Source organism: Dictyobacter formicarum, assembly GCF_016587435.1.
Map to the genome: position 1 here is coordinate 226589 of NZ_BNJJ01000009.1, position 13640 is coordinate 240228.

Sequence of the window (13640 nt, forward strand, 5' to 3'; positions counted from 1 at the left end):
ACAAAAAACACCCGTGTGGGCGGGTGAGACGGCGACTTCCTATTTTCCCACGCAGTTGCCCACGCAGTATCATCGGGGATGAAGAGCTTAACTTCCGTGTTCGGGATGGGAACGGGTGTGCCCTCTTCTCTACAGTCACCAGCTCACCTGCACATACAGGTGTTCTTGACACTTGCTATATTACAATGTCTTTGCGCTTTTGTCAACACTTTTGACGATCAGTTTTGAAATTCTCTCTCTATTGTTAGCTTAGCACCTCGCCGGTGTAGTAGGTTATGTTGGCATGGGGCTGCATCTGCTCGCTGCTGGCCCCGCCATGGTGCTTACGGAAGGTGTCACTATTGATATAAGCTTCGTAGGCGGCTCTATTTGCCCAATGTGAAATAGCCAGCATATGGCTCTGATCCTCGCTCACCAGGATTTCAAAGCTTTGAAATCCTTCAAATTGCCGTAAGGCAGGTGCCGATCGACGGAACGCCTCGATCATTTTCGCCTGTTGTTCGACTGGTAGTTCCAGGCGATTGGTTGCAATAAACATCATCTATCTCCTTCACAATCTTCAGAAAAACTTTACAACCTTCTTAAAAATATTTCATGGCTATTTCAGAATATCACTTTATAGTTATTACTATCGACGAAGAAGTGAGTGGTTCTAGTGGTTTTAATGCCTGGAGATAAAAATATGTCATTCTTTGATGAAAATACGCTTGAGGGACAGTCTGCTCTGCCTTATCAGCCGTATGAGCAGTACGGACCATACGTAGATGCTGTACCTGCTACCGAATATAATACCTTATATCAGCAGAATCCGCCACAGGCATTACCGCCACCTGCGAGGACTGCTCCTTCTGAGAAGATGCCCGGACGATCCCCGCGTATGCCAAAGGCTGAGGCGCTGGCGCTGATACGAAAATGGAAACGCGGATTGGTGGCTGGCTCGCTGGTGGCCTTTGGTGTCCTGAGCGGACTGGTAGTGACCAATGCTGTGAGTGCGAATACCAAGCAGCAGACCCCCGCTAGCAATAGTAACAATACCAATATTACCACGCCATCCGATAATGGTGGCTTCTTTAATAACAATAATAATCAAGGTCAAGGAGGTTATGGCTTTGGAAACGATAATTCGACACAACAACCTGCCATTTCCGGTTCACATGCTTCCTGAGCCTGATTATGTTTTGCCATCGGGCATGAGGCGCTCACAGTTTCATGCGATGGGCACGCAGGTTTCTTTTCTCTTGCCAGAGGCTCAATTTACGCTGGGAGCAGAAATTATTCGTACTCTGTTTGAGCATTGGGAGCAGACGCTGAGTCGTTTTTTGCCAGACAGCGAGTTATCACAACTGAATCGGTTAGCGGGCAAGCCGGTTCTGGTAAGTAAATTGCTTTTTACGGTGCTGAGCAGCGCGCTGGAGGCGGCCCGTTCCACCAATGGCATCTATGATCCTACCTTGCTCAACCAGCTCATGCAGCTAGGTTATGATCGTACCTTTGAGGAGGTACCCCCACAGTCAGCTGCGTCGACAGCTGCGATTGAGCCAGGTGGACGCTGGCGTGCCATTCAACTGCAGCCATCTTTGCGCCTGGTGCATATGCCTGCTGGCACCAGGGTAGAGTTTGGTGGTATCGCCAAGGGTATGGCGGTAGATGCCGCCCTGGAAGCCCTGAGGAGCGAGAAAATCGAGACCGCCCTGGTGAATGCAGGCGGCGACTTGGCCGTGTCGGGTATGCCTCCCGGACTGCAGCAGTGGCCTATTGAGATCCAGGGCAAAACGCGTACCTGGGTGGTGCCTTTCCATCATGGTGCCCTGGCTACCTCTGGTATAGGTCGTCGCCATTGGCGCCAGGGGACTGAGTTGCGACACCATTTGCTGGATCCGGGCACTGGCTTGCCCGCCAGGACGCAACTCTGGTCGGTGACTGTTGCAGCAGCCCAATGTAAGCAGGCAGAGGTCGCCGCTAAGGTGGCTTTTCTGCTGGGAATTAAGCAGGGTAGCGCATTTCTACGTCAGCATGGCCTGGCGGCCCTCTTGATTATGCAAGATGGCTCTGTGCTAACCGTTGGTCCCTGGCCGCAGGAAGTGAATAAGAGTGAGGTGCAGCAATGTTAAGTATATGGGAGACGGTTACCTGGAATGTTGCGCGTGCGGGTGGCTTTACCGCGTTTTTTCTATTAACGCTAGCGGTGGCGCTGGGCCTGGCTCTGTCTTCACACCTGCAGTCCAATCGTTGGCTACGCCTGATCAATAACGAATTGCACAACTTTGTCACGTTGCTGGCGCTCATCTTTACCGGTGTACATGTGCTGGCCGTCTGGCTCGATCCATTTACCAAGTTCGGGTGGAACGAGATGTTGATTCCCCTGGCCAGCCATTACCGTCCCGTCTGGATGGCGCTGGGGATTGTTGGACTCTATATCGGCCTGGCCATCGGTTTAAGCACCCTGCTACGCCCTCTTATCGGCTATGTCTGGTGGAGACGTTTGCATGTCCTGACATTGTTACTTTATGCCGCTGTCGTTGTACATGGGATTGCCTCAGGCACCGATACCCGGACCTGGTGGGGTAGTGCTATTTATGCCTTTAGCGTGTTGCTAATTGGTGGCTTGTTGCTGACTCGCCTGGTACGCCCTACCGGAGCACCTCAGAGCCGCTCACATCCCGTTCTGGCCCTGGCAACAGTGATTCTGGTTGCCGCTGGCACCTTCTGGGCTGTGCTGGGACCCCTGCAGCCGGGCTGGGCGGCCTCAGCTGCCACTCAGAGCAGTACAACAACGGCCGCGACGCAGACCGTCTTCCCGCAGTCCTTTACCGGCAACCTTCAGGGACAGATGACGCAGAGTAGCTCTCGCTTTAATGGAGACGTCTCTATACGTTTGAATATGGCCATCTCTAATGGGCCTGCCGGCAACGTACAGGTGTGGTTGCGAGGACAAGTGGCTAATGATAACACGCTGTCGATTACCTCTTCGTCTGTCGTTCTGTTAAATAATGCCGGGCAGCCTCTCTATACAGGCTCCTTGACGCAATTTGATGCCTCTGACCAGTGGAATATGACCGCTGCCCTGACTAGCACAACTGATAACAGTAGCCAGCTCCAGGTACAACTGAAGCTACAAGTAAGCAATAGTGGTCAGGTCAGTGGCACAATAACCGGCGGCAGCGGAGCCGACTCCTCCACTAACGGCAGCCTTTAGCTTACAATCTCGTTCGGCGTGAGGGGCCCACGCCTTACTGGTAGAGGTTTTTTGGGGCGATGCCCCTTGTGGTTATGTCTCCTGGGCCGAACATTCTCTCCATAGGGAAGGAGATCGTTTGCCGAGGGAAGAAATCGGGCGCAAGGCCCGAACCTATTGGAATCATGGTTCTTGAAGGTTCCATCGCGTGGACCATCGAAACACACAACAGATGATGACACCCATCGGTTCGGAGCTTGCCTCCGATTTTTCCCCTCGACGAATGAATTAAGAAGAATAATAACAGTGACGCTTAAGTGCTACGCACTTAAACCATGACTACTATGTACTTTTTGCATTGGGACGCCCATTGCACTAAGCAAGAATTGCTCGTACGCTTCGCGCAACTTTGGATAGCGCAGCAAGAAGAAGCCAGCATACTCTTGCGTCAACGCACGCGGCTGCCGCAGAAGATGCATATTGGCCTCCTTTAAGAGACGATTCCCTTTTTTGCCGTTGCAATGTTTGCAGCAAGCAACCAGGTTCTCCCACGTGCTCTGCCCACCACGGGAGCGTGGAATAATATGGTCGAGCGTCAGGTCGCGACTTCGTTTGCCACAGTACTGGCAGGTTTCATCATCGCGCAACAGGATATTGGTACGTGTGGGCTGCAGGACTACCCGCGGCACACGCACATTTGCCAGTAACTGTACAATAACAGGGCGCTCTAGCTCGAGGCGACGCAGTTGAATGCTCTCTTCGATCAATTCACGAACATTCTCATCTACGAATGTCACTTTATGTTTTGACAGTAATACGATGAGACGGCGCTCCGGAATAACCGAGAGAGGTTGTAATGAGGAATTCAACACAAGAACAGGCATGAATGGCTTTCCTTCCTCTCTGTCAGAGCCGATGAATGACATATACAGACAGCGGAGGGAGAAAAACTGAACAAGGATGGATTCGCGTTGAAAGCCGATCCTGCAGTCCCTAGCGCCGCCTGTTACGACTTGGTGGATAAGGTTGGGAGTGCATTGCATGTCCAGGAGAAACAGGCACAGCAGGTCCACTTCTGCTCACCAGCGTTTGAGCACTTTCAGTACTTGCGATGGCGTGCAGACTTATCAGATGGCAGCCGTTGATGCCGGCCGTGCTGTAGATCTGATAGCCCTGCATTTGATGATCTCCTTTGTGCCTGAGAAAAAAATTATGACACATACTTCTGTCTATACGCACTAACGATCCTTATTGGATTGTGATGCTCCTGACTCCCAATATGGGGAAGTATGTGTCATCCTGGTCGGGGTGAGAGGACTTGAACCTCCGACCTCAGCGTCCCGAACGCTGCGCGCTAGCCGACTGCGCTACACCCCGGTGACATTCATGCTATAAACCCGCTGAACTTTATCCACGAGCTGAGTCTACGCTTGACTGACAACGACGCAGATAATCACGCGTGAGACGCGCTCCTGATCTGCTCACAAATAGTATAGCACATCCCGCAAACTTTTTACAAGCTATCAGGCTGCTTTTTACGGGGTTTTTCAAAAAAAATCGTTTTTTCCTTTTCCCGTTCCTATGATATACAGATGATATTCAGAAGAGCGGAAAAAGCTGTGTTTGCTAGAGTATTTGTTTTACGAGTTTATCCGCCAGTTCCAAGGAATAATTCTGACCACGGTCATGTGGATAGATCTGGAACATATTAGCGATCCATAGATTGGGAAGTGGAGGTTGCAGCGTAGGAATATGCTGGCGGTATTCAGTTGTCACGATCGGCTGTGCATACGGCGCTGAGAAGAGCCAGCTTTCCCGTATCCAATCCGTTTGAAAGTTGGGGGCCAGCTTTTGGATGGCGGGCGTGAACTCTTCGATCAGCTCTTCTTTGTCTTTTTTGAAGATTGGATCATCCATGGGCCGGTAGTTGCCCAGGTAGACCAGGTGCCGGCCGCCATATTCTGCGGGATCGCGGAAGTTGGTGTGCTCAAAGATACCTGTAAATGGATAGCCTTTATCACACAAATTGATCCAATAACTATCGGTCAACTTACGGTCCAGGGCCAGGATCAAACACTGGGCGCCGTAGGCCTGGCCCCAGTCGTATTTCTGGCGATAATCCGCTGGTAGGGCCGGAATAAGCTTACAGCTGAGCCGCGTTGGCAGGGTAGAGATGACGCGATCAAAATTCCAGCTTCCCTGGTTGGTCTTGACGGTCCAGCCTGAGCCGTTCTGAGCTACTTCTTCAACGGTGGTGTTGAGCAACACTTTGCCACCATGTTGCGTAATATACTCTACCAGACTTTCATAGACCAGCTGGAATCCGCCACGTATATAGCCTAGCTTGGGCGTGCGATCATGAATGCGCGCCCAGAACCAGGGCAGTGCAATCTGATCATAGAGCTGGCCAAACTTACCAACAAAGAGCGTCTCAAAAATCATCTGATATGGGCGCTCTCCCATCCAGCGACGTAACCAGGGATCGGCGGTTTTGCCCTCCAGCCAGGCCGGATTGGCGAGCTTCAGAAAGGCTAGCGTCGCGCCCACGCGTAAGCGTTCATACATCGTCAGGGGTTTAAACTTGAGCAGCGAAATAGGATCATCCAGCTGATGATTTTCACCACCAACCATGCTCACGGTGCGTGGGTGTTGCCACTCAAGGCGATCTCCCAATCCTAGTTCTTCAATGACTTGAATCGCCATCTTATCGGACCGGAAAATGTGGTGATAAAATTTCTCTAGCCAGACGTCTCCAATCTGGAAGCCCGAAGCCAGTCCACCGGCCATTTCTTCACGTTCAAAGACCATCACTGAATGACCGGCTTGTGTGAGCCGGTATGCAGCCATTAATCCTAACGCACCACCGCCGAGCACCGCGTATTCCATGCTTATTAAACCTCGTTACGCTTCTTCTTTTGAATTCACAAAAACTCATATAGTGAGTACAATGATACTCTGTTATCATTCTATCATACGCTTTTGATTGGGCGAATATAAATATGACTATTTGAGCAATCTGTCTCGCCCGTCATATGATGTGGGGAAAGAGAGTGAACAGAAAAGGTGAGTGGAAGATACGATGGTTTTGACTAATGTTGCGGAGGTACTGGCCTGTCCTGTCTGTACATTGCCTCTGGCCTTTCAGCAAGGAGCGCTACGCTGCGAACATGCTCATTCGTTTGATGTGGCGAAAGAGGGTTATGTGAATCTGCTGCGCAAAAAGTTGCCGGGCGATACAAAAGAAATGGTGGTGGCGCGGCGAGCCTTCTTTGACCAGGGCTATTATGTGCCCGTCTCAGACCTGTTGAACGGATTGTTGCAGAAGCATCTGCCGGCAGGCACAAAGGGTCCTGTGCGTATTCTGGATGCGGGCTGTGGCGAAGGTTACTACCTGGCTCGCCTGCAGGAATCTTTGGCAAGCGAGTACGGCCAGCTGCAGGGACTGGGTATCGATATTTCTAAAGATGCGATTCGTATGGCGGCCAGACGCTATCCAGATGCTTTTTTCCTGGTGGCCAATCTGAAAGAGGCGCTGCCGCTGGCTGATCAGGTTCTGGCTGGCATGGTCAATACTTTTGCCCCGCGCAACGTTGCTGAATACGCCCGTGTGCTGCAGCCAGGCGCGCCCCTGTTGATCGTGATTCCCGGGCCCCGGCACCTGGAAGAGCTACGCCACTCTTTACATTTATTGAATATTGAGGAAAATAAGCAGCAGCATGTTATTGAGCAGTTCTCTGGCTCTTTTGATCTGGTGGCTACGCGTTCGCTAACATATAAACTGGACTTGCAGCAGGCCGAGATTGCGCAGATAGTGGTGATGACCCCTAACTATTGGCATCAGTCTGCTGAGAGTAGGACCCGGCTGGCTGAGCTGGCTGCCCTCGCTACCACGGTAGATTTTGTCTGCTTGGTCTTTCAACGAAAACTTTCAGTAACTAATTAGAAGTGTTTTTAACGTTATGACGATACCCGAATCATCCTTTGAGTTTGATTGGTCGCGCCACTGGCACGAGCAAGGACAATCCTGGCGCCGAGAACCTTTGATTGCGAAGGAGCGCCAGCAATTTTTACGGGCACGCCTTAGCACGATGCCCGATATCGCCCGAGGACTCTATCCTTTTCGCGACCTGGCGTTGACGCGGGCCGATGTGGAATGGTTGCTGGCCTGCCATGAGGGGAACCATGGACCTGTAGATTGGCGCGCGCCGGAGCAACGTGTTCGTCGCGGTCTGGATCTACGCGGTGCGAACCTGCGCGATGTAGACTTACGGCACCTGCCGCTTTCTCGTCTGCTGGCTGGCCTTTCCTGGGCTGATTGGTTGCCAGCCAATGACGAAGAGCGAGAGCTGGCCCGCGCTCATCTAGAGGGTGTGCGGCTGGATGGCTCACAGTTGCAGGGCGCGGCCCTCAACGGCGCATACTTGAATGGTGCCAGTCTCTGTGAGGTCTCATTGGAGCTGGCCGAGCTGGGTGGGGCGAACCTGGAGGGGACATCCCTGAAGCGAGCCTTTCTGACTGGGGCGAACCTGATCGGTGCCCATATCAATGCTGCCTGCTTGAGTGGTGCTGATCTGACAGGAGCTTATCTGGTTGGCGCTCATCTACGTGGCGCTGATCTCAGCCACGCCACCGTTTCACATGCCGACTTCAGCTATGTCCACTTTGAGCACGCCGACCTGAGCTCACTTCATGCCTTCGAAACCAATTTTGGGGGAGCCTATTTACAGTGTGCCGACCTCTCTGGAGCGGTCCTGACTGGCAGCGATATGGGAGGAGTCCATCTGGAAGGCGCAAACTTGATTCGTGCCCATCTGGAACTGGTTTCCCTCGCCGGTCGCTATCCAGCTCTACTAGAGGGTGCGGACCTGCGTGGCGCTCATCTTGAGGGGGCTAATCTAGGCCTGGTACGCCTGGTTGGCGCGGACCTGCGTGGTGCCCACCTGGAAACAACTAATCTCAGTCACGCCTGGATGGCTGGCGCCAACCTCTACGGAGCTCATCTAGAAGGCGCCAGGTTTGACCATACCCACTGTGGAGCCCTCGAGGTCGACGAAGATGATCTGGCGCGTATCCACAGCTGGTTGCCAGAATTTGCAGCCCACTGGCCCGAAGCCATCCTCGCAAAAACCGTACTGGATGCCTTTTAACTCAGGGATACAAACCAATTTTTATCAAAGGCTCAAAAAGCCTTTTATGGCTGGTGCGGCAGGTGCGCGAATGCGCACCTGCCGCACCAGCCATAAAAGAGCTTGGGGACGCCTGCGTTCCCCAAGCTGGCGAGCTATCCTATCTCCATGGATAGGGCAATGGAACGCGTTGATAGCACTAGATAATAAACTTGCCATTTTCATAACAGAGTTCGCCATCGGCGTACACCTTACCTTCGTGCAGGTCGCAGACCATGTCCCAGTGCAGGCCAGACTCATTGGTCGAACCGGTTTCGGGATAGCCGGCGCCCAGCGCCATGTGCATGGTGCCACCGATTTTCTCATCAAAGAGGATCTCTTTGGTGAAGCGTTGCACGTTGTAGTTGAGGCCGAAAGCTACTTCTCCCAGGTAGCGGGAGCCGGCATCCATGTTAAGCATGGCGTTGAGGAACTCTTCTCCACGGCCCGCGCTGCTCTCAACAACTTTGCCATCTTTGAAGACCAGGCGCACATTCTCTACTTCGTTGCCGTTATAGACCGCTGGATAGGTGAAGCTGATATGCCCATTGACCGAGTTCTCGATGGGGCCAGTGAACACTTCGCCGTCCGGGAAATTTTTGTCTCCGGCGCAGTTGATCCACTTGCGGCCAGCTACACGATAGGTTAGATCAGTGCCGGGAGCGACGATATGGATTTCGTCGTGCTGCTCCAGGTAGTCGGCGATATGCTGCTGTTCCACCTGCACTTTTTTCCAGGCAGCCACCGGATCATCTTGATCGAGCAGACCAGCGTTAAAGACGAATTCTTCATATTCGCTTAGCGACATGCCGGCATCCATGGCATGAGCCTGCGTTGGATAGAGGGTGAGAGACCAGCGTAGATCATTGGTGGCGGACCGCTCCATGAAGCGCCTGGAAATCCCGGCCTGGGCCGCGCTGTGTGTTGCCATTTTCTGTGGATTGACGTTACTCAGAGCCTTGGTGTTTTCGTCGGCGATGATGGTGAATTGCGCATCAAAGTGGTTGATATGAAAATCTACTACCGGCGAAATGTATCGGAGTTGCTCTCCGTTGCTTTCTGTAAAGAAAATCTCTTCCATTCCATCCAGTGTGATGGAAGGCGTAACGTGGGCACCGGCACGGATGGCTTCACGATAGATTTCTTTGATTAATGGAGCAGCAATCGCAGGTCCTTTAAGGAAGAATGTCTCACCTGGTTGGAGGGCGAGTGAGTAGTTAACCAGTACTTTTGCCAGTTTTTGTAAGCGTGGATCTGCCATGCTTTATCCTTTCTGTCCCCATGTGACATGTATATGAATGGTATCAATATTGGTGAAATACAATGATGTATTTTACAACAGTCTGAAACGTGGTCTGCTACGGCACAAAAGCAGGAATGAACAGCATTTGTAGATACAAACGAACCTGGATAATATAGCTATTGTTTTTTATATCTACCGCAAACTATATGCTATAGGTGAGAAAATGTAAATACTTAGCTGTACAATAATGGCCTGGTATTGGTAAAAACTGGGACAGGCATCCTAGCGAACTTTGCGTTACTAATTCTGTATGATATACTAAACCCGTTGTCCCAGTAATGCTCAATCCTTATAATAGGATCATCTAAATTCCGAGCATCCAGACCGAGCTTATGTGCAACCACTTTGTCGCTTGGCAAAATGGCATACACTACATGGCAATTTTATTTCTTTGTCTGGGTGGCAGCAAGCTTAGATTCCAACCATGCGTTTCTGGTGAGGAATTGAAGGGAGAGCGAACCGTGACTACACAACCCACTTCAGATAGGACCGCTGCTGGGACTGAAGCTATTTCAGGTCAACCTGTGGCGCAGCGGAACAGTGGTAAGTTGCTGGCTACACAGGGATATGTGGTCGGCATTGAATTGAGTGGTAGTGGTGCGCGCCAATCTGTGGCTCTGGCAGACCTTAATGGTACTATTTTGCATCGTGTTCGCCGTCCCCAGGAGTATGTTCCCGATACCCGGTCTGTTTTGCAATTGCTTGATGAGATGATTGCTGAGGTTGCTCGCCCGGATCATTTGCGCGATGGGCGTATTTTACGTGTTGGCGTGGCGGTTGGGGGATTGGTCGATGCCAAGTATGGCATTGTGAGGCGCCTCCACCATGCTCACGGTTGGAATGATTTCCCATTACAGGACTACTTTTCCGAAAAGTTAGGTGTGCCGTGTATTATTGATAATAATGCGAATGCGGCTGCCCTGGCTGAAGTGGTGCATGGTATTGGACATGGGGAGCGTGCGGTTTTTTATCTTGGACTCGGACGTGGCATTGGCGGCGGGTTGGTGGTGAATGGCCGGGTCTATCATGGCGCCACGGGTACAGCTGGCGAGGTTGGTCATTTCATTGTGAAGGAAGATGGACCTCTTTGTTCCTGTGGTGGCAAGGGACACCTGGAGGCTATCGCCTCCGCCTATGCGATTGTGCGCACAATGATTGGTCTTTCTGTAGAATATCCTGAGACTGAGGCCGCGATTCGACGGGTGACCGATGGGCGCGCGGAACGCATTACTGTTGAACAGATTTTTAAGTTAGCATCTGAAGGCGATCAAATCGCTCAGCGTGTAGTGCATGATGTACGTACCTATCTGGGCCTGGCTTTAGCTAATATTGTGCAACTGGTGAATCCTAGTATGATAATTCTAGGTGGGCCAGGGGCCAGCGCGAGCGAGTTGTTGATCGTGCCGCTATGGGAACGTATTCAGGAACTGTGTCTTCCTGAGGCAAGTCAGTCTTTACGTATCGCCCAGAGTAGTCTCGGATCGGAGGCTCCTCTTGTGGGCGCAGTTACATTAGCGTTACAAGACCTATAATGCTTATGACATTCAGATTTGCCACGTTGTGGTTGGAGCTTGAACACTCACTTATCTGGATGCAAGGAAGTATAAGTGCGTAATCTTGAGAGGCTTACAGTGGAAACAGGCCGGGTCATTCAAAGACGCTACCTGCTACAGCGTTTGGTACAACAGGGGCAAACCTGTACTGTCTACCAGGGGTTCGACCAGGTATTGCAACGAGTTGTCGCGATAAAATCTGCGGCGGTCGAGCACATTCCAGCTTATCGTGCTGCGATTCGTGCTACCGCGCAATTTGCACATCCTAATATTATTGACATCTACGACCTGATCGTTGAACCTGATGCGTTGTATATTGTGCAGGAATATGTGGATGGCGATGATTTTGGCACGTTGCTGCAATCACAACTCTCTCCGTACCATGTGGTTGATCTAGGTGTGCAGGTATGCCAGGCTTTGATGTATGCGGGCACCCCTGTGCGTAAGGTTTGCCATGGGGATCTCACACCATCTGCGATTATTCGTGATCGTCGTGGGTCGGTGCGGGTGAATAATTTTGCTTTGCCGGGCGATATGCTTTATTTTTCGGCATGGAATAACATTGGGGGCGGTGGACCCGTTTTTGCCGATCCTGAGTTGGCGGCGGGGCAGGCCAGCGATGGGCGCCGGGCTGATGATACACGTGCCGTGGGATTGTTACTCTATCAGTTGTTGGCGGGCCGTAACCCCGATGCACGCACCGTGGAGCCGCCAGCCGATGGTCGCCTGCGCTTTGTGCGCAACGTTCCTCCTGAAGTCTGTGAGCTTGTTGCGCGTACAATTGTGCGCCAGCATCCTCAATATATTGCTACTCCAGAAGCTTTGCATGCTGAACTTAAAGTGCTGGCCGAGGCTTTAGAGCCACCTGCTCCACCTGTTTCTTCCGGTCAGTTGGCCCCTGCTTATCAGGTGGCGGATGATGCAGCGGTACGGGTGCCGCAGTCACAATTTGCGCCGGCGCGCTCCGGTCGTTTGCTGAGTCAGCCGCTAGGGGGTGCCCGCGAAGCTTCTCACTCTGATGCCGATTATGCTCCGCATTCCGATGCCGGGCATACGGTGATGGTGGATCAAAATGAGTTGCCGACTGCATTCGATACGTCGATGAGCTCCAAACTGGCTGTGGCTCGCCAGGCTGCCTATGAAACGAATGCCCCGCCGAAACATGTCAATATGCCTCTGCTCATTTTATTTGGTTTGCTGCTATTTGCTCTCTTCTTTGGCGTTGGCTATTATCTCTCAACGGTCCTCATTCATTAAGTTTTTGTTTGTACCAGGGAGAGCAAACTGGAATTCAACTCACTGAACCTGCTCTTCCTGGTTTGTTATTGCTTGATGTCTGGCGTCGCGGAATAGCGCGATGCATGCTCTCCTTTAGGACTATCAATAGTTACTATGCATTTACAGAATGTCGGCTACAGGTTCCGCCATATGCTCGTTAATATAGGCATGGGCAATATGCTTACTATTTCTGGCCTTGCTGACATTTCCATGACGATCGACGATAATCAGGCCACCATCTCCTTCAGCGTGCCGGCTTAGAAAATCGATCGCGGCCTCGCCAGCCTGCCGGGCATCATAGCCCTGCGCCACATAGGCAGCGGCCCGCTGAGCGATCATCAGGCGCGTAAAATCTTCCCCATAGCCGGTACACGAAATGGCAGCATACTCGTCAGCATAGAAACCACAGCCTACGAGGGGCGAGTCCCCGACGCGGCCAGGATATTTGTTCGCCATGCCCCCGGTCGATGTCGCAGCCGCCAGTTTCCCTGTACTATCGATGGCTACGGCCCCGACTGTCCCGTGCTTCTGGACTTTTTTCTGTTTAGTATCGGTTTTCGCTTCATAAGTCAAAGAGCTATGCGTATGATGTTTCCAGGCCTCATACTGGCGCTCCGTGAGCAAATCTTCATTGCGGCATAGGCTGATTCCTTGCTCTCGAGCAAAAAACTGGGCTCCAGCACCGATCAGAAAGGTGTGTTCGCTTTCCATTACGCGGCGTGCTAGCGTAATAGGATTTTGAATCAGCTCCACGCCTGCGATGGACCCTACATTTAGAGTGTGCCCATCCATGATGCCGGCGTCCATCTCGATCTTGCCCTCTTTATTCAAGCACGAGCCCCGACCCGCATTAAAATTTGGATTATCTTCCAATGCTCTGACGGCGGCCTCGACCGCGTCCAGCGCACTGCCACCATCTTGCAGCACACGCCAGCCGATCAGCGCTGCTTCTTTACAACCTGCTTTTGCGCCCTCGAACCGATCCGCCTTGATATCTCCGGCGCCTCCATGAACAATAAGTGCAATTGACATAAATAACAACCCCTCATCAAATTTAACATATTTGTATGTTTAAGCCCGACATATTTACATGCTGAGACAATTGTATCATCTTCAGAAAAGCAGGGATATGCGAGGAGATGGTATCGCTAAACATGATAATAAAT

The 13640-nt window shown here is 51.8% G+C and carries 13 protein-coding genes, 1 tRNA gene and 1 rRNA gene; 7 read left to right on the top strand and 8 right to left on the bottom strand.

What is annotated here, in order from left to right:
* Nucleotides 1–26: 26 nt before the first annotated feature.
* Nucleotides 27–143, bottom strand: a 5S ribosomal RNA gene (gene rrf / locus JMI88_RS17350).
* Nucleotides 144–244: 101 nt separating this feature from the next.
* Nucleotides 245–541, bottom strand: coding sequence for an antibiotic biosynthesis monooxygenase family protein (locus tag JMI88_RS17355; protein ID WP_201363188.1), 297 nt, complete (start codon nt 539–541; stop codon nt 245–247).
* A gap of 141 nt (nt 542–682) precedes the next feature.
* On the opposite strand from JMI88_RS17355, the gene JMI88_RS17360 reads away from it, so the two are divergent.
* From JMI88_RS17360 to JMI88_RS17370, 3 genes are read left to right on the top strand one after another with little or no spacing between them, the layout of a single operon-like run.
* Nucleotides 683–1165, top strand: coding sequence for a hypothetical protein (locus tag JMI88_RS17360; protein ID WP_201363189.1), 483 nt, complete (start codon nt 683–685; stop codon nt 1163–1165).
* Nucleotides 1110–2111 carry an FAD:protein FMN transferase gene (locus JMI88_RS17365; protein WP_201363190.1) on the top strand — a complete coding sequence of 334 codons (1002 nt, stop codon included), beginning with the start codon at nt 1110–1112 and terminating at the stop codon, nt 2109–2111. Before JMI88_RS17360 ends, JMI88_RS17365 begins: the two co-directional genes overlap by 56 nt.
* Complete coding sequence (locus JMI88_RS17370; RefSeq protein ID WP_201363191.1) at nt 2105–3196, top strand: ferric reductase-like transmembrane domain-containing protein; 1092 nt, start codon at nt 2105–2107, stop codon at nt 3194–3196. Before JMI88_RS17365 ends, JMI88_RS17370 begins: the two co-directional genes overlap by 7 nt.
* A gap of 299 nt (nt 3197–3495) precedes the next feature.
* On the opposite strand, the gene JMI88_RS17375 is transcribed toward JMI88_RS17370, so the two are convergent.
* The 4 genes from JMI88_RS17375 to JMI88_RS17390 form a co-directional block, all read right to left on the bottom strand.
* Entirely contained in the window at nt 3496–4059 is a 564-nt protein-coding gene (locus JMI88_RS17375) for an HNH endonuclease (protein WP_201363192.1), read from the bottom strand.
* A 109-nt stretch (nt 4060–4168) separates the two neighbouring features.
* On the bottom strand, nt 4169–4354 hold the full coding sequence (locus tag JMI88_RS17380; RefSeq protein WP_201363193.1) for a hypothetical protein: 186 nt from the start codon (nt 4352–4354) through the stop codon (nt 4169–4171).
* A gap of 121 nt (nt 4355–4475) precedes the next feature.
* A tRNA-Pro gene (locus tag JMI88_RS17385) sits at nt 4476–4552 on the bottom strand.
* 249 nt (nt 4553–4801) lie between these two features.
* A complete protein-coding gene (locus JMI88_RS17390) occupies nt 4802–6061 on the bottom strand; it encodes an NAD(P)/FAD-dependent oxidoreductase (RefSeq protein ID WP_201363194.1) in 1260 nt (419 codons plus the stop codon).
* A 193-nt stretch (nt 6062–6254) separates the two neighbouring features.
* Here JMI88_RS17390 and JMI88_RS17395 point away from each other — a divergent pair, with 193 nt between their 5' ends.
* Nucleotides 6255–7118 carry a putative RNA methyltransferase gene (locus tag JMI88_RS17395; RefSeq protein WP_201363195.1) on the top strand — a complete coding sequence of 288 codons (864 nt, stop codon included), beginning with the start codon at nt 6255–6257 and terminating at the stop codon, nt 7116–7118.
* 16 nt (nt 7119–7134) lie between these two features.
* Complete coding sequence (locus tag JMI88_RS17400; protein WP_201363196.1) at nt 7135–8322, top strand: pentapeptide repeat-containing protein; 1188 nt, start codon at nt 7135–7137, stop codon at nt 8320–8322.
* A gap of 178 nt (nt 8323–8500) precedes the next feature.
* Here the strand turns inward: JMI88_RS17400 and JMI88_RS17405 are convergent, their stop codons facing one another.
* Nucleotides 8501–9601 carry an aminopeptidase gene (locus tag JMI88_RS17405; RefSeq protein ID WP_201363197.1) on the bottom strand — a complete coding sequence of 367 codons (1101 nt, stop codon included), beginning with the start codon at nt 9599–9601 and terminating at the stop codon, nt 8501–8503.
* A 503-nt stretch (nt 9602–10104) separates the two neighbouring features.
* On the opposite strand from JMI88_RS17405, the gene JMI88_RS17410 reads away from it, so the two are divergent.
* On the top strand, nt 10105–11175 hold the full coding sequence (locus JMI88_RS17410) for an ROK family protein (protein WP_201363198.1): 1071 nt from the start codon (nt 10105–10107) through the stop codon (nt 11173–11175).
* 75 nt (nt 11176–11250) lie between these two features.
* Nucleotides 11251–12453: a protein kinase domain-containing protein gene (locus tag JMI88_RS17415; protein WP_201363199.1), complete on the top strand. Its 1203-nt coding sequence runs from the start codon at nt 11251–11253 to the stop codon at nt 12451–12453.
* A gap of 141 nt (nt 12454–12594) precedes the next feature.
* Here the strand turns inward: JMI88_RS17415 and JMI88_RS17420 are convergent, their stop codons facing one another.
* Nucleotides 12595–13506, bottom strand: a complete 912-nt coding sequence (locus tag JMI88_RS17420) for an isoaspartyl peptidase/L-asparaginase family protein (protein ID WP_201363200.1) — start codon at nt 13504–13506, stop codon at nt 12595–12597.
* Nucleotides 13507–13640 lie beyond the last annotated feature (134 nt).

What these genes read in the sequence shown, in the direction of transcription:
- JMI88_RS17375 (WP_201363192.1), bottom strand. Translation starts at nt 4,059, where the DNA reads ATGCCTGTTCTTGTGTTGAATTCCTCATTACAACCTCTCTCGGTTATT.
- JMI88_RS17380 (WP_201363193.1), bottom strand. Translation starts at nt 4,354, where the DNA reads ATGCAGGGCTATCAGATCTACAGCACGGCCGGCATCAACGGCTGCCAT.
- JMI88_RS17370 (WP_201363191.1), top strand. Translation starts at nt 2,105, where the DNA reads ATGTTAAGTATATGGGAGACGGTTACCTGGAATGTTGCGCGTGCGGGT.
- JMI88_RS17395 (WP_201363195.1), top strand. Translation starts at nt 6,255, where the DNA reads ATGGTTTTGACTAATGTTGCGGAGGTACTGGCCTGTCCTGTCTGTACA.
- JMI88_RS17405 (WP_201363197.1), bottom strand. Translation starts at nt 9,601, where the DNA reads ATGGCAGATCCACGCTTACAAAAACTGGCAAAAGTACTGGTTAACTAC.
- JMI88_RS17400 (WP_201363196.1), top strand. Translation starts at nt 7,135, where the DNA reads ATGACGATACCCGAATCATCCTTTGAGTTTGATTGGTCGCGCCACTGG.
- JMI88_RS17420 (WP_201363200.1), bottom strand. Translation starts at nt 13,506, where the DNA reads ATGTCAATTGCACTTATTGTTCATGGAGGCGCCGGAGATATCAAGGCG.
- JMI88_RS17355 (WP_201363188.1), bottom strand. Translation starts at nt 541, where the DNA reads ATGATGTTTATTGCAACCAATCGCCTGGAACTACCAGTCGAACAACAG.
- JMI88_RS17390 (WP_201363194.1), bottom strand. Translation starts at nt 6,061, where the DNA reads ATGGAATACGCGGTGCTCGGCGGTGGTGCGTTAGGATTAATGGCTGCA.
- JMI88_RS17360 (WP_201363189.1), top strand. Translation starts at nt 683, where the DNA reads ATGTCATTCTTTGATGAAAATACGCTTGAGGGACAGTCTGCTCTGCCT.